The sequence below is a fragment of the Streptomyces sp. NPDC060000 genome (assembly GCF_042737375.1).
Classification (GTDB): domain Bacteria; phylum Actinomycetota; class Actinomycetes; order Streptomycetales; family Streptomycetaceae; genus Streptomyces.
Genome location: NZ_JBHWUU010000011.1, coordinates 98809 through 113578 on the forward strand (window position 1 = coordinate 98809; position 14770 = coordinate 113578).

A 14770-nucleotide genomic window follows, 5' to 3' on the forward strand; every position below is an offset into this window, starting at 1 on the left:
ACAGGTAATCCACAGTGAATGGGGTGACTGGATGGTGAAGCCGTGGTCAACACTCCGTCAAGAGCGCTATCCGGACAGCGGGTTCACATACCGAAGGCCCATGAAGCCCCCCGTTTCCAGCAACGCGCGTCTCGAAGCGCGTCTCGCGATGCCTCGACGCGCGTCTCTCCATGCGCGTCTCTCGCTGCACGGTCTCTCAATGCACGCAGAACTCGTTGCCCTCCGGATCCGCCATGACCACCCACTGCCCGGACGGCTCACTCACCTCCCCCAGCACACTCGCCCCCAGTGCCGTCAGCCGCTCGACCTCGGCGGCGCGCAGCTCCGCACCGGGATGCAGATCGAGGTGGAGCCGGTTCTTCACCGTCTTGGCCTCCGGCACCCGCTGGAACAGCAGCCGCCGCCCGAGACCGGTCCCGCTGTCGGGGTCGTACGGGTCGTCGGGGTGGCGTACGGCGATCAGGGCACGGAAGGCCGGGCGGCCGTGGAACTCCACCGTCGCCGCCCCCGGCAGCGCGCCGAGCTCCAGCAGCCGTTCGATGAGCGCGCTGTTGTCCTCGACCTCGTAGTGGAGCGCGCCTGCCCAGAAATCAGCCTGCGCGTGCGGGTCGGCGGAGTCGACTACGAGCTTCCAGTGCACGGGCGTGGGCCGTGCCTCGGGTACTCCAGATGTCTCGGTCATGCGGTCACTTCTAGCAGCCCCGCCCCGGCCCGGCCTCCCGCACGCCGTACGCGACGCGGCACGGCCCCGATCCGATGCCGGCGAGCGCAGGCGAGCCCTGTCGAGTGCTGTCGAGCGGCGGCGGGCGCTGTCGAGTTTCGGTGAGGGGGGCGAGGGGGGCGGGGGCGGTGAGGGTGGACTACGGCTTGGCGAGGGGAGCGGTTCCCGCCTCCGAAGCCGGAGCGCCGGGCATGCCCGAGGCGCCAGGCGCACCGGAGACACGGGCGGCACCGGAGACACGGGCGGCACCGGTGGCGCCGGAGGTCACGCTTTCCGCCTCCCGTCCGGCGCCGGCGGAGCCAGGCGGGCCTGCCGGACCTGCCGGTCCGGCCACCTCGGTCCCGGTGGCTACCCCGAGCCCGGTGAGCTGGGCGGTCTCGGGGCCGAGTGCCCGGGCCCCTCGGCGCGAGGTGCGCAGCGCGTCCCCGGTGAGCAGCACCAGCGCCAGCCACACCAGCGCGAACCCGGCCCAGCGCTCGGGCGGCATGGCCTCGCCGAAGTAGAGGACGCCGAGCAGGAACTGGAAGACCGGCGCCAGGTACTGGAGCAGGCCCAGCGTGGACAGCGGCACGCGGATCGCCGCCGCGCCGAAACAGACGAGGGGGAGCGCGGTGACGATGCCGGTGGAGGCCAGCAGGGCCGCGTGTCCGGTGCCCTCGGTCGCGAAGGTGAGGCCGCCGTGCGCGGACAGCCACAGCAGGTAGCCCAGCGCGGGCAGGAACTGGATGGCGGTCTCGGCGGCCAGCGACTCGACCCCGCCGAGGTTGACCTTCTTCTTCACCAGTCCGTAGGTGGCGAAGGAGAAGGCGAGGGTGAGGGAGATCCACGGCGGACGGCCGTAGCCGATGGTCAGGACGAGCACCGCGGTGAAGCCGACGCCGACCGCCGCCCACTGCACGGGCCGCAGCCGCTCCTTGAGGATCAGCACGCCCATCGCGATGGTGACCAGCGGGTTGATGAAGTACCCGAGGGAGGCCTCGACGACGTGCCCGCTGTTCACGGCCCAGATGTAGACGCCCCAGTTCACGGTGATGACGGCCGCGGCGATCACGACGAGCCCCAGTCGGCGCGGCTGCCGCAGCAGCTCACCGGCCCACGCCCAGCGCCGTACGACGAGCAGCGCGGCGGCGACGAAGGCGAGGGACCACACCATGCGATGGGCGAGGATCTCGATCGCCCCGGCCGGCTTGAGCAGCGGCCAGAACAGGGGGACCAGCCCCCACATCCCGTATGCCGCGAGACCGTTCAGCAGGCCTGTCCGGCCCTCACTCCTCGACGTCCCGGCCACGGGCCCCTCCTTCTCACGGCAGGCATGCGTGGACGAAAAGGTAACGCCGGACACCCCTGCCTGTCATGTCCGTATCGCCATACGGTCATGACAGGCAGGGGTGGTGCAGGCAGGGGTCTCTCGACGCAGGGCAGCGCGAGGGCTCCCGGGGAGAATCAGCCCTTGAGCGCGGCCGTGATCGCCTCGGCGAGCGGGGTGGTCGGGCGGCCTGCCAGGCGCGACAGGTCGCCGCTGACGACGACCAGCTCGCCCTTCTCTATCGACGCGTCCACACCGGCCAGGATCGTGGCGAACGCCTCGGGCAGCCCGGCGCCGGTCAGGATGCCGACGAGCACCTCGCCGGGGACGGCGTTGTAGGCGATCTCCTTGCCGGTCTGCCTGCTCAGCTCGGCCGCGTACTCGGCGAGGCTCCACGCCTCGTCGCCGCCCAGCTCGTACGTCTTGTTCTCGTGGCCCTCGCCGGTCAGCACGGCGACGGCGGCGGCCGCGTAGTCGGCGCGGGAGGCGGAGGAGACCCGGCCCTCACCGGCGGCGGCGACGACGGCGTTGTGCTCCAGCACCGGCGCGAGGTTCTCGGTGTAGTTCTCGTGGTACCAGCCGTTGCGCAGCAGCGTGTACGGCAGACCGGAGGCGAGCAGCGCCTTCTCGGTGGCGCGGTGGTCGTCCGCCAGCGCCGCGCTCAGGGTGCCCGGCGCGCTGGTGTACGCGAGGAGCGCCACTCCGGCCGCCTTCGCGGCGTCGATCACGACCTGGTGCTGTGCCGGGCGGCCCTTGTCGAACTCGTTGCCCGAGATCAGCAGCACCTTGTCGCCGGAGGCGAAGAGGCTGCCGAAGGACTCGGGGGTGTTGTAGTCGGCGACGGCGAGCTTCACGCCGCGGGCCGCGAAGTCGGCGGCCTTGGCCTCGTCGCGCACGACGGCCGTGATCTGCTCCGCCGGAACCTTCTCCAGCAACTGCTCCACGACGAGGCGGCCGAGGTGTCCGGTGGCTCCGGTGACGACGATGCTCATGCTCAGGAACTCCTAGTGGGGGTGGGCGGGTCTGTCACCGACCCTAGGGGATGCGCTAACTCAGCGAAAGTACCCACTTTGAAGTAAGGTACTGGCATGACGGTTAGTGAGCAGGTGGCGCGAGTGGCGCAGGTGAGCCAGGTAGGTCCCTCCGAAGCGGAGAGCATGTGTCCCCACCGACTCGTCCTCGAACACGTCACCAGCCGGTGGGGGGTCCTGGTGCTGATCGAGCTGCTCGACCGCTCGTACCGGTTCAGCGAGCTGCGCCGGGCGATCGGCGGGGTGGGCCGGCCCGTCAGCGAGAAGATGCTCACCCAGACGCTCCAGACTCTCGAACGCGACGGCCTGGTGCACCGCGACGCCAAGCCGGTCATCCCGCCGCGCGTCGACTACTCCCTGACCGAGCTCGGCCGGGAGGCAGCCGGGCAGGTGCGCGCGCTGGCCCTGTGGACGCACACCCGGATGCCGGACGTGGAGCAGGCCCGCCGGACATACGACGAGGCCCGGGAACTCCGCTCCCGGGCCTCGTGAACCGGTCCGCGCCCCGGCGGACGACGGACCAGGTGTCCGTACCTCAGCCGATGACGGACCAGGTGTCCGTACCTCAGCCGACGACCGTCCAGGTGTCCCCGCCCGCCAGCAGCGCCGCCAGATCGCCCTTGCCGTGCTGCTCGATCGCCGTGTCCAACTGGTCCGCCAGCTGGGTGTCGTAGACCGGCCGCTCGACCGAGCGCAGCACGCCGATCGGCGTGTGGTGCAGGGTGTCCGGGTCGGCCAGCCGGGACAGGGCGAAGGCGGTGGTCGGGGACGCGGCGTGCGCGTCGTGGACGAGGACGTCCGCCTCGTTCTGCGGGGTCACCGTGACGACCCGCAGATCACCGGTCGCCGGATCGCGCACAACGCCCCGCGCGCGATCCGCACCGAACCGGATCGGCTGCCCGTGCTCCAGCCGGATCACCGCCTCCTCGGCCGACTGCCGGTCCTTCAGCGCCTCGAACGCGCCGTCGTTGAAGATGTTGCAGTTCTGGTAGATCTCGACCAGCGCGGTACCGGGGTGGGCGGCGGCCTGACGCAGCACCTCCGTCAGGTGTTTGCGGTCGGAGTCGATGGTCCGCGCCACGAACGACGCCTCCGCCCCGATCGCCAGCGACACCGGGTTGAAGGGCGCGTCCAGCGAGCCCATCGGCGTCGACTTGGTGATCTTGCCGACCTCGGAGGTGGGCGAGTACTGGCCCTTGGTCAGCCCGTAGATCCGGTTGTTGAACAGCAGGATCTTCAGGTTCACGTTCCGCCGCAGCGCGTGGATCAGGTGGTTGCCGCCGATGGACAGCGCGTCGCCGTCACCCGTGACCACCCACACGCTCAGGTCCCGGCGTGAGGCGGCCAGTCCCGTCGCGATCGCCGGCGCCCGCCCGTGGATGGAGTGCATGCCGTACGTGTTCATGTAGTACGGGAAGCGCGACGAGCAGCCGATGCCCGACACGAAGACGATGTTCTCCTTGGCCAGCCCGAGCTCCGGCATGAAGCCCTGGACGGCCGCCAGGATCGCGTAGTCACCGCAGCCTGGGCACCAGCGCACTTCCTGATCGGACTTGAAGTCCTTCATGGACTGCCGGGCCTCGGCCTTGGGGACGAGCGAGAGCGCCTCGATCGTGCCCGTGCCCTCCGTTGACGTCTCAGCCATCGATGGCCTCCTTGAGCGCCGCGGCGAGCTGCTCCGCCTTGAACGGCATGCCGTTGACCTGGTTGTGCGAATGCGCGTCGACCAGGTACTTCGCCCGTACGAGGGTGGCGAGCTGGCCGAGGTTCATCTCGGGGATGACGACCTTGTCGTAGCGCTTCAGCACCGTGCCCAGGTTGCGCGGGAACGGGTTCAGATGCCTCAGATGAGCCTGCGCGACGGCCTCCCCGGCGGTGCGCAGCCGCCGTACCGCGGCGGTGATCGGCCCGTAGGTGGAACCCCAGCCCAGTACCAGGGTGTTCGCGTCGTGCGGATCGTCGACCTCGAGATCGGGGACGTCGATGCCGTCGATCTTGGCCTGGCGGGTGCGGACCATGAAGTCGTGGTTGGCGGGGGAGTAGGAGATGTTCCCGGTCCCGTCCTCCTTCTCGATCCCGCCGATGCGGTGCTCGAGCCCCGGGGTGCCCGGGATCGCCCACGGCCGGGCGAGGGTCTGCGGGTCGCGCTTGTACGGCCAGAAGACCTCGCTGCCGTCGGTCAGGGTGTGGTTCGGCCCCTGGGCGAACTGCACGGTCAGGTCCGGAAGCTCGTCCGGTTCGGGGATCCGCCAGGGCTCGGAGCCGTTGGCCAGATAGCCGTCGGACAGCAGCATCACCGGCGTGCGGTAGGTGAGCGCGATCCGGGCCGCCTCCAGGGCCGCGTCGAAGCAGTCGGCGGGCGTGCGGGGCGCGACGATCGGCACCGGGGCCTCGCCGTTGCGCCCGAACATGGCCTGCAGCAGGTCGGCCTGCTCGGTCTTGGTCGGCAGGCCGGTCGACGGTCCGCCCCGCTGGATGTCCACGATCAGCAGCGGCAGCTCCATCGAGACCGCGAGCCCGATGGTCTCGCTCTTCAGTGCCACACCGGGCCCGGAGGTGGTGGTGACGGCGAGGGACCCCCCGAAAGCCGCCCCCAGTGCCGCACCGATCCCGGCGATCTCGTCCTCCGCCTGGAACGTACGCACGCCGAAGTTCTTGTGTCTGCTCAGCTCGTGCAGGATGTCGGAGGCAGGCGTGATCGGATAGGACCCCAGGAACAGCGGCAGATCGGCCTGCCGGGAGGCGCTGATCAGCCCGTACGCCAGAGCGAGGTTCCCGGAGATGTTCCGGTAGGTGCCGACCGGAAACGCCTTCGCGGCCGGAGCGACCTCATAACTGACGGCGAAGTCCTCGGTCGTCTCGCCGAAGTTCCAGCCGGCACGGAAAGCGGCGATATTGGCGGCCGCGATGTCGGGCTTCTTCGCGAACTTCGTCTTCAGGAACTTCTCGGTGCCCTCGGTGGGCCGGTGGTACATCCATGACAAGAGGCCGAGCGCGAACATGTTCTTGCTGCGCTCGGCCTCTTTGCGGGTGAGGTCGAATTCCTTGAGTGCCTCGACGGTCAGGGTGGTCAACGGGACCGGGTGGAGCTGATAACCGTCGAGGGACCCGTCCTCCAGCGGCGAGGCCGCGTACCCCACCTTCTGCATCGCCCGTTTGGTGAACTCGTCCGTGTTGACGATGATCTCCGCGCCGCGCGGCACATCGGCGATGTTGGCCGCCAGCGCCGCCGGATTCATCGCGACCAGCACATTGGGCGCATCACCCGGCGTGAGGATGTCGTGGTCGGCGAAGTGCAGCTGGAACGAGGAGACGCCGGGGAGGGTGCCGGCGGGCGCGCGGATCTCGGCGGGGAAGTTCGGCAGGGTGGAGAGGTCGTTCCCGAACGACGCGGTCTCCGAGGTGAAACGGTCGCCGGTGAGCTGCATACCGTCACCCGAGTCGCCCGCGAACCTGATGATCACCCGGTCGAGACGACGGACGTCCTTCGTCCCGCCCGGTTTGCGCTGCTCTCCCACGACGGACCCGTCTGTTCCGTCGATTCCGTCGGCCTGTTCCGCTGGACTGCTGACCTGACTGGTCACTGAACTGGACCTCCCTCGAGGTGGCTGTCCCGGAAGGCCTTCACGAAGACCCTCCACGGATCAACCCTATGGCTGTAAGGGTCGCCTTACCTCGGCCATTCGTATGACGGTCGCTGTCCCGAGACGGCCCGGCACCCCCGCTTTTCATGATTTCCCGCCCCCCGGCGCCAGTCCGGCAGACGCTCCGGAATCACACCGCGGTTCTGCACGCATCTGCACGCAGCTGCGCTCACTGCCTGTTCGCCGCCCCCGTCGCTTCCTCCGCCCTCTCCGAGTTCCCCGACTCGACGAAGGCACAGTGCCATCTCGTCAGGAATTGAGGTAGGTGAGGACGGCGAGTACGCGGCGGTGATCCCCGTCACTCGGTGACAGGCCGAGCTTCAGGAAGATGTTGCTGACGTGCTTCTCCACGGCCCCGTCGCTGACGACCAGCTGCCGGGCGATCGCGGAGTTCGTCCGTCCCTCGGCCATCAGCCCGAGGACCTCCCGCTCCCGCGGGGTGAGCCCGGCCAGCACATCCTGCTTCCTGCTCCGCCCGAGCAGCTGCGCGACGACCTCCGGATCGAGGGCCGTCCCGCCCTGGGCGACCCGCACCACGGCGTCCACGAACTCCCGTACCTCCGCCACGCGGTCCTTGAGCAGATACCCCACCCCGCGAGTGGAACCGGCCAGCAGTTCGGTGGCGTACCTCTCCTCCACGTACTGCGACAACACCAGCACTCCGAGCCCGGGATGCGCCCTGCGCAGCTGCACGGCTGCCCGCACCCCCTCGTCCGTATGAGTGGGCGGCATCCGCACGTCCGCGACGACGACATCGGGCAGCGCGCCCTCGTCGTTCAGTTCCGTAATGGTCTTGACCAACGCGTCGGCGTCCCCGACCCCGGCCACCACCTCATGCCCCCGGTCGGTCAGCAACCGGGTCAGTCCCTCCCGCAACAGCACCGAATCCTCGGCGATGACCACCCGCACCCTGTCCTCCACGATCCTCGGCCCCCCAGCCGTCCACCCGTTGGTCGAACCAGTCAAGCATTCCAGCAACGGGCTGGGAGTTTTCTGTCCGAGTTTTCTGCCCGAGTTCGAGGAGCAGGCCCTTTCGGGGCCGAAGGAGGGCCCGGGAACGCAACCTCCGGGGACGGGAAGCCAGGGGCGGAAGGGCAGGGATGAAGCACCCGGGACGGGACGGGAAGGGCAGGGACGGGAAGGACAGGGGCGGGAAGGACAGGGGCGGGAAGCCAGAGACGTGCAGGGCAGGGGCGGGAAGTCAGGTACGGGAAGGGCGAGGGCCGAAAGGTCAGGTACGGGTAGGGCAGGGGGTAGGGCGGGGACGGCGGGGTGGCGGGGGTGGCGGAACAGCCTGCCCCTCAGGCGCCCTCCGTTCGAGGGGTGGCCGAACAGCCTGCCCCTCAGGCGCCCTCCGCCCGCCAGGGCAACTCCGCGGTCACCCGGGTGGGGCCGCCCGCCGGTGAATCCACCACCAGGATCCCGTCCACCGCGTCCAACCGCCCCGCGAGCCCGGCCAGCCCAGACCCCCCGCCGGAGGCGTCCGCTCCCCCCACCCCGTCGTCCACCACCTGCAACATCAACCGGTCCTCCACCCGCCACACATCGACCGAGGCCGACCGCGCCCCACTGTGCTTGCTGATGTTCTGAAGCAGTTCGGAGACGGTGAAGTACGCGATCCCCTCGATCGCCGGCGCCGGCCGCTCCACCAGATCCACATCCACCCGCACCGGCACCGCGCACCGCGAAGCCACCGCCGACAGCGCCGCGTCCAGCCCCCGGTCCGTCAGCACCGCCGGATGGATCCCGCGCGCCAGGTCCCGCAGTTCCTGCAACGCCGTCTTCACCTCACCGTGCGCCTCGTCCACCATCCGTGCCGCCGCCCGCGGATCCTCCCGCAGCTTCTCCTTCGCCAGCCCCAGATCCATCGCCAGCGCCACCAGCCGCGCCTGCGCCCCGTCGTGCAGATCGCGCTCGATGCGCCGCAGATCGGCGGACGCCGTGTCCACCACGACCCCCCGGCCGGACTCCAGCTCCACCACCCGCGCCCCCAGCGACGACGGCCCGAGAAGCCCGTGCACCAGCAGCCGGTCCACCGTCGTCAGCGCCCGCACGATCCACGGCGTGGCCAGCGTGATCAGCAGGCCCACCAGCGCCGTCACCGTGATCTCGAAGGGGTTGTCGAGGTAGACGCTGTGCTGCTCGTCGCCGTACAGCTGAAGCCCGCCCTGACCGCCGTACATCGGGAAGACCCAGAACCACAGCGGATACGTCAGCATGGCCCAGCCGAACGACCACACGGCCACCGTGACAGCGAAGGAGAACACCGCCCACGGGAACTGCACCACCGCGTACAGCGCCTGCCGCCACGACGTGCCGCTCTTCAGGACGGCGGCCATCCAGGCCATCGCGCCCCTGCCCCGCGGCCGCAGCGGCTCGGGGTCGGCCACCTCCAGGCCGAGCAGCCCGCGCGCCCGGGCCCGTTCCAGCGCTCCGAAGCCCCGGCCCGCCGCCAGCCCCGCCGCCAGCACCGGGATGCCGAGGAACGTCACCAGCAGCCCCGCACCCAGCGACAGCATCGTGATCGTGAAGGTGAACAACACGATGCCGACCGGCAGACCGAGCAGGACGTAGACGAGTTCACGCCAGTGACGCGCCGTGAGCGGCTCGCGCAGCCCCGTCGGCAGCAGATGGCGGCGCCCCCCGTCCCGGCGCCCGTACTCCGGTCCGTACCGGTCCGGCTGCCCGAACAGACCGAGGCCGTCCTCGACCTGCCCCTGCTGCCCGTGCTGCCCGTACTGCGTGGCCATCGGCGTCGTCCGTTCTAGTCGTCCTGCTCGTCGCGCAGCTGTCGATCCGTACCTCCAACCCTCCTCGGCGGCGGGCGCGCGGACCATGGAGTCCGTCGGCGTCTTGGAAGGGGGGTTTTCCCTACCTCCCTCGACGCCACCCACCTTCCACACCCCGCTCGCCCCTCTGTCCCCTATCCCTGCCGGTCCTTCCCGCCGCGGTTGCGCCAGGGCAGCTCCGCGGTCACCGTCGTGGGGCCTCCCACCGGCGATTCCACGATGAACAGCCCGTCGACGGCGTCCAGCCGCTCCGCCAGCCCCCGCATCCCCGATCCGCCGTCGAGCCGCGCTCCGCCCCGGCCGTCGTCCCACACCTGGATGAGCAGCCGGTCGTCGGTCCGCCACACGTCGACCGAGGCGGACCGGGCCGCACTGTGTTTGCTGACGTTCTGGAGCAGCTCGGAGACGGTGAAGTAGGCGATGCCCTCGATGGCCTGCGCCGGCCTCGACGTCAGGTCGGCGGTCACCTTCACCGGGACCGTGCAGCGCGAGGCCACCGAGGACAGCGCCGCGTCCAGCCCCCGGTCGGTGAGGACGGCCGGATGAATCCCCCGCGCCAGGTCCCGCAGCTCCTGGAGCGCCAGCTTCACCTCGCCGTGCGCTTCCTCCACCATCGCCGCCACGGCGTCGTCGGCCTGTCCCTCCAGCAACTTCTCCTTCGCCAGGCCCAGCCCCATCGCCAGGTTGACCAGCCGGGCCTGCGCCCCGTCGTGCAGGTCCCGCTCGATGCGCCGCAGATCGGCGGCCGCCGTGTCGACCACGACTCCCCGGTCCGACTCCAGCTCCGCGATCCGCCGCTCCAGCTCGTCGGAGGGGGACAGCAGTCCCCGCACCATCGCCCGGTCCGCGTTCGTCAGCCCGCGCGCCAGGAACGGCAGCACCGGCCACAGCACGAACAGCGACGGGACGACCACGCTGAAGGTCAGGATTCCCCAGGGCAACCTGATGAGGTCGTACAGCACCGTGCGCCAGGCCACCGGGTCCTTCAACGCCAGCCACATCCGCGCGAAGAGGCCGCCCGTCCTGCGCAGCGGCAGCGGGCTCGGCTCGTCGATGCGCATCCCGAGCAGCAGGCGCGCCCGCCCCCGCTCGAACCGGCCCATCAGCCGCGCCCCGGCCAGCCCGAGTGCGAGCAGCGGAAACCCGACCACGGTGACGGTCATCGCGGCGCCGCTGACGATCACCGTCATCACATAGGTGAAGCCGATCAACGACATCGGCAGGTTCGTGAGAAGGTGCGCGATCTCCTTCCACGTCTGGGGGTCGTAGGCGAGACGGACCGGGGCCGGACGGTCGTTGTCATGCCCCGCCCCGCCGGGAGGAGAGTTCGTAGGACGGGCGTCCCCCGGACGGAAGCCGCCCGAGTGCGTACTTCCCGGGCTCGACCGAGGACTCCCCGGGTCGGAGCTCCTGTGATCGGGGCTTCTGGGCTCGGAACTTTCGGGCCCGGAACTTCTGGGCCCGGAACTTCTGGGCCCGGAACTTCTGGGCTCGGAACTTCTGGGGTCGGAGGCGGATCGGCTGGCGGAAGCGGTCATATGGGCTAGCCTGCCGCGCCGCACGGCGCCGCGCCATGAGGTCTGCCGCCTTCCTCGGCCGGGGGAAAACCCCCGCCCCGCAGGCCGAGGCGTGACGGGCTGCTTACCGTCCCTTTATCAGGGCCTAGACTCCCGTGCGTACAGATCGTCGAACGGGCCTGTCGTCGAAGAGACTGAGGTCAGGGAGCGAGGGACGGACGTGCGGGAACGGACCGTCGAGGTCGCGGCGGAAGTCGCGGCGGACTACTTCCAGTCCTACTCCGTCGTCGGGCTGCTCGCCGTCGTCGGCGTGCTGTTCGTCGCCGTGGCCTTCGGCGCGGGACGCCTGCTGCGGCCGGTGGTCCCCACCCCGGAGAAGCTCCTGACGTACGAGTGCGGCGTCGACCCCGTGGGCGAGGGCTGGGCCCACACCCAGGTCCGCTACTACGTCTACGCCTTCCTCTACGTGATCTTCGCGGTCGACTCGATCTTCCTCTTCCCGTGGGCGACGGTCTTCGCGGCCCCCGGCTATGGCGCCGCCACGCTCGTGGAGATGTTCATCTTCCTCGGCTTCCTGGCCGTGGGCCTGCTGTACGCCTACAAGAAGGGCGTCCTGACATGGACGTGACGCCGAAAGTGAATCCCCCAGAACAGCCGGAGCAGCAGGAGCCGCAGGAACGGCAGGAACAAGCGGAACAGCCGCAGCAGCCGCAGCAGCCGGAGCAGCTCGAACGGGTGCGCTCGGAACCTGTTCCGCTGCCCGAGCCGAAGCGCCTGGGCACCCTGGCCCGCCTCGCCCCGGAACCGATGAAGGTGATCCTGAACTGGGGCCGCCGCTACTCGCTCTGGGTCTTCAACTTCGGTCTCGCCTGCTGCGCCATCGAGTTCATCGCCGCGTCCATGGCCCGCCACGACTTCATCCGCCTCGGAGTCATCCCCTTCGCGCCGGGCCCGCGCCAGGCCGACCTGATGGTGGTCTCCGGCACGGTCACGGACAAGATGGCCCCGGCCGTGAAGCGCCTCTACGAGCAGATGCCCGAGCCGAAGTACGTCATCTCCTTCGGCGCGTGCAGCAACTGCGGCGGCCCCTACTGGGACTCGTACTCGGTGACGAAGGGCGTCGACCAGATCATCCCGGTGGACGTGTACGTGCCGGGCTGCCCACCGCGCCCGGAGGCGCTTCTCCAGGGCATCCTCAAGCTCCAGGAGAAGATCGCCCGGGAGTCGCTGGACGAGCGCTACGGCCCGACCACGTCCGGCCCGACCACGTCCGGCTCGGCCGCTTCCCGCCCCTCGGCCCGCCCCTCGACGGCGGCCCTGCAGAGCGGCTTGGTCCGGCCCCCGGCCGCCCAGTCCGCTTCTGAGCCGTCGGGGGAGGGCCGATGACCACGATCGGCTGGCTCCCCGCCCCCGCCGAGGATCTCTTCGGTCCGCAGGCCACGGCCGAGGAGTCGTACGACGTCCTGACGGTCGACGTCCCTCCCTCATCCTGGACCGACGCCCTGCGCGTGGCACGCGACCGCCTGTCCTGCACGTACTTCGACTGGCTGAGCGCGGTCGACGAACCCGGCACGGGCTTCCGTGTCTCGGCGCACGTCGTGGCGCTGTCCCCGGTGCGTCGTCTGCTGCTGCGCACGACCGTCCCGCACGAGGCACCGTCGCTTGCCTCCGCCGTCGACGTCTACGCCGGCGCGACCTGGCACGAACGCGAGACGCACGAGATGTTCGGCGTCGCCTTCGAGGGCCATCCCGCCCTGAACCACCTCCTTCTCCCGGAGACCTTCGAAGGTCACCCCCTGCGCAAGGACTTCGTCCTCGCCGCCCGCGTCGCCAAGGCCTGGCCCGGCGCGAAGGAGCCCGGCGAGTCCGAGCACGGCGGTCCCAAGCGCCGCCAGATGCTCCCCCCAGGCGTCCCCGACCCCAACGAATGGGGCCCCCTGAAGGGCCAGCTCCCCCCCGCCCCGACCCGCCCTGCCCGAGCGGCAACGGGACGCGCGGCAACGGCACGGGCGGCAACAGGAGCCACGGCAGGCGACCGCCCGGTCCGCCGCGCCCGCACAGCATCAGCAGGCTCAGCAAGCCAGACGGCAACACCGGCGACACCGACCACACCGGCAACACCGACCACATCGGCGACGTCGGCCACACCGGCGACGCCGCCAGAGCCCGTAGCGCCCGACGCACCCGCCCCGGCCAGACCCCGCCGCGCGCGCAGCGCCTCCCAGGGCTCGGCCTCCCAGCACACCCAGCCCCCGACATCGCCGCCCGGCACCCCCACCCGCTCCTCCACGACCGCCCGCAGCTCCGACGCCCCATGGCACCACGCCCGCCCAGCCTTCGACGAGCCCCAGCAGAAGCCGGAACCGGACGAGCAGCACGAGCCCCAGCAGAAGCCGCAGCCCCAGCCGGAGGAGCACGCTGAGCCAGTGCAGGAGCCGGAGGGGAGTGCCGATCCGGAGGTGAACGCGGAGCGGGAGCAGAGGCCGGAAGTAAGTGCCGAGCCCCAGCCAGAGCGGCAGCCGGAGCCGGAGCCGAAGCCATCGCCGAGGCCACGCCCCGAACCGGGGCCGGAACCCGAACACGGGCCGGAATCCGAACCGGGACCAGCGCCTGAACCGAAGTCCGAACCCGAACCGAAGTCAGGACCGGACCCGAAGCCGAAGTCGGAACCGAAGTCCGAACCGAAGTCCGAACCGAAGTCCGAACCGGAGCCGCTCAGCCCCGAGCAGATCGCCCCCGAGGACCCCGCAGGAGGCCGGCAGTGAACGACGCTTTCGACGTCGCCCTGCGACTCCTGGTCGTCTTCGTCGTCTTCCTCACCTTCCCCCTGATCGTCGGTCAGACCGAGCACAAGGTGATGGCCCATATGCAGGGCCGACTGGGACCGATGTACGCGGGCGGCTTCCACGGCTGGGCCCAGCTCGTCGCGGACGGAGTCAAGTTCGCACAGAAGGAGGACATCGTCCCCGCGGGCGCGGACCGCCGTATCTTCCAGCTCGCGCCGGCCGTATCCCTCCTCCCGTACCTTCTGGTTCTCCTCGCCATCCCCATCGGCCCGGGCGAGGGTGCCGTCGGCCAGGTCGTGGACGCGGGCATCTTCTTCGTGCTCGCGGTGATGGGCGTCGGCGTACTCGGCTCGCTCATGGCCGGCTGGGCCAGTGCCAACAAGTTCTCCCTTCTCGGCGGCCTGCGCACCGCCGCTCAGCTGCTCGCCTACGAACTCCCGATGCTGCTCACCGCCGCCTCGGTGGCGATGGCGGCCGGCACGGTCTCCCTGCCCGGCATCGTCGACGCCTTCGAGTGGTGGTGGCTGCCCTGGCAGATCACCGGTGGGATCGTCTTCTTCATCGCCGGTCTGGCCGAACTGCAGCGGCCGCCCTTCGACATGCCCGTCGCCGACTCGGAGATCATCTTCGGTGCGTACACCGAGTACACCGGCCTGCGCTTCGCTCTCTTCCTCCTCGCCGAGTACGCCGGAATCGTCGTCCTGTGCGGCCTGACCACCGTCCTCTTCCTGGGCGGCTGGCACGGCCCCGGGGGCGCCGACGGCCTCGGCTGGGTCTGGACCCTCCTCAAGACGGCCGTCCTCGCCTTCGTCGTGATCTGGTTCCGCGTCACCTACCCCCGCCTGCGCGAGGACCAGCTGCAGAAGTTCTCCTGGACCCTCCTCGTCCCCCTGTCCCTCGCCCAGATCGCCCTCACCGGCATCGTCAAGGTGGTGATCCAGTAGCCATGTCCCGCCCGTCACCCGACCACGACTCC

13 protein-coding genes are annotated in these 14770 nt (G+C 70.4%); 5 read left to right on the forward strand and 8 right to left on the reverse strand.

Going from position 1 to position 14770, the window contains the following annotated elements; genetic code table 11:
* Window positions 1–196: 196 nt before the first annotated feature.
* The 3 genes from ACFWBB_RS08970 to ACFWBB_RS08980 all read right to left on the reverse strand — a co-directional run bounded on the left by ACFWBB_RS08970 (window position 197) and on the right by ACFWBB_RS08980 (window position 3019).
* Window positions 197–682, reverse strand: coding sequence for a VOC family protein (locus ACFWBB_RS08970; RefSeq protein WP_385268653.1), 486 nt, complete (start codon window positions 680–682; stop codon window positions 197–199).
* 178 nt (window positions 683–860) lie between these two features.
* Window positions 861–2009 carry an EamA family transporter RarD gene (rarD, locus tag ACFWBB_RS08975; protein WP_385268655.1) on the reverse strand — a complete coding sequence of 383 codons (1149 nt, stop codon included), beginning with the start codon at window positions 2007–2009 and terminating at the stop codon, window positions 861–863.
* A 155-nt stretch (window positions 2010–2164) separates the two neighbouring features.
* Complete coding sequence (locus ACFWBB_RS08980) at window positions 2165–3019, reverse strand: SDR family oxidoreductase (RefSeq protein WP_385268657.1); 855 nt, start codon at window positions 3017–3019, stop codon at window positions 2165–2167.
* Between the two features lie 96 nt (window positions 3020–3115).
* Between ACFWBB_RS08980 and ACFWBB_RS08985 the strand changes: the two genes are divergently transcribed.
* On the forward strand, window positions 3116–3550 hold the full coding sequence (locus ACFWBB_RS08985; protein WP_385268659.1) for a winged helix-turn-helix transcriptional regulator: 435 nt from the start codon (window positions 3116–3118) through the stop codon (window positions 3548–3550).
* A gap of 73 nt (window positions 3551–3623) precedes the next feature.
* On the opposite strand, the gene ACFWBB_RS08990 is transcribed toward ACFWBB_RS08985, so the two are convergent.
* The 5 genes from ACFWBB_RS08990 to ACFWBB_RS09010 form a co-directional block, all read right to left on the reverse strand.
* Entirely contained in the window at window positions 3624–4703 is a 1080-nt protein-coding gene (locus ACFWBB_RS08990; RefSeq protein ID WP_385268661.1) for a 2-oxoacid:ferredoxin oxidoreductase subunit beta, read from the reverse strand.
* A complete protein-coding gene (locus ACFWBB_RS08995) occupies window positions 4696–6642 on the reverse strand; it encodes a 2-oxoacid:acceptor oxidoreductase subunit alpha (protein ID WP_385268663.1) in 1947 nt (648 codons plus the stop codon). Before ACFWBB_RS08995 ends, ACFWBB_RS08990 begins: the two co-directional genes overlap by 8 nt.
* A gap of 309 nt (window positions 6643–6951) precedes the next feature.
* Window positions 6952–7623: a LuxR C-terminal-related transcriptional regulator gene (locus ACFWBB_RS09000; protein ID WP_385268665.1), complete on the reverse strand. Its 672-nt coding sequence runs from the start codon at window positions 7621–7623 to the stop codon at window positions 6952–6954.
* 422 nt (window positions 7624–8045) lie between these two features.
* Window positions 8046–9452, reverse strand: coding sequence for a sensor histidine kinase (locus tag ACFWBB_RS09005; protein ID WP_385268667.1), 1407 nt, complete (start codon window positions 9450–9452; stop codon window positions 8046–8048).
* Window positions 9453–9625: 173 nt separating this feature from the next.
* Entirely contained in the window at window positions 9626–10708 is a 1083-nt protein-coding gene (locus tag ACFWBB_RS09010) for a sensor histidine kinase (RefSeq protein ID WP_385268669.1), read from the reverse strand.
* A gap of 520 nt (window positions 10709–11228) precedes the next feature.
* Between ACFWBB_RS09010 and ACFWBB_RS09015 the strand changes: the two genes are divergently transcribed.
* Genes ACFWBB_RS09015 through ACFWBB_RS09030 form a run of 4 tightly spaced genes read left to right on the forward strand, consistent with a single transcriptional unit; the run spans window position 11229 to window position 14738 of the window.
* Window positions 11229–11636, forward strand: a complete 408-nt coding sequence (locus ACFWBB_RS09015; RefSeq protein ID WP_356247383.1) for an NADH-quinone oxidoreductase subunit A — start codon at window positions 11229–11231, stop codon at window positions 11634–11636.
* A complete protein-coding gene (locus tag ACFWBB_RS09020) occupies window positions 11627–12394 on the forward strand; it encodes an NADH-quinone oxidoreductase subunit B (protein ID WP_385268672.1) in 768 nt (255 codons plus the stop codon). The genes ACFWBB_RS09015 and ACFWBB_RS09020 overlap by 10 nt, the downstream gene beginning before the upstream one ends.
* On the forward strand, window positions 12391–13773 hold the full coding sequence (locus tag ACFWBB_RS09025) for an NADH-quinone oxidoreductase subunit C (RefSeq protein ID WP_385268674.1): 1383 nt from the start codon (window positions 12391–12393) through the stop codon (window positions 13771–13773). The genes ACFWBB_RS09020 and ACFWBB_RS09025 overlap by 4 nt, the downstream gene beginning before the upstream one ends.
* Entirely contained in the window at window positions 13770–14738 is a 969-nt protein-coding gene (locus ACFWBB_RS09030) for an NADH-quinone oxidoreductase subunit H (protein WP_385268676.1), read from the forward strand. Before ACFWBB_RS09025 ends, ACFWBB_RS09030 begins: the two co-directional genes overlap by 4 nt.
* Window positions 14739–14770: the final 32 nt, after the last annotated feature.

Bases quoted from the DNA above. Each gene is read 5' to 3' on its own strand.
- ACFWBB_RS08970 (WP_385268653.1), bottom strand. From the start codon at position 682: ATGACCGAGACATCTGGAGTACCCGAGGCACGGCCCACGCCCGTGCAC.
- ACFWBB_RS08980 (WP_385268657.1), bottom strand. From the start codon at position 3,019: ATGAGCATCGTCGTCACCGGAGCCACCGGACACCTCGGCCGCCTCGTC.
- ACFWBB_RS08985 (WP_385268659.1), top strand. From the start codon at position 3,116: ATGACGGTTAGTGAGCAGGTGGCGCGAGTGGCGCAGGTGAGCCAGGTA.
- ACFWBB_RS08990 (WP_385268661.1), bottom strand. From the start codon at position 4,703: ATGGCTGAGACGTCAACGGAGGGCACGGGCACGATCGAGGCGCTCTCG.
- ACFWBB_RS09005 (WP_385268667.1), bottom strand. From the start codon at position 9,452: ATGGCCACGCAGTACGGGCAGCACGGGCAGCAGGGGCAGGTCGAGGAC.
- ACFWBB_RS09010 (WP_385268669.1), bottom strand. From the start codon at position 10,708: ATGTCGTTGATCGGCTTCACCTATGTGATGACGGTGATCGTCAGCGGC.
- ACFWBB_RS09020 (WP_385268672.1), top strand. From the start codon at position 11,627: ATGGACGTGACGCCGAAAGTGAATCCCCCAGAACAGCCGGAGCAGCAG.
- ACFWBB_RS09025 (WP_385268674.1), top strand. From the start codon at position 12,391: ATGACCACGATCGGCTGGCTCCCCGCCCCCGCCGAGGATCTCTTCGGT.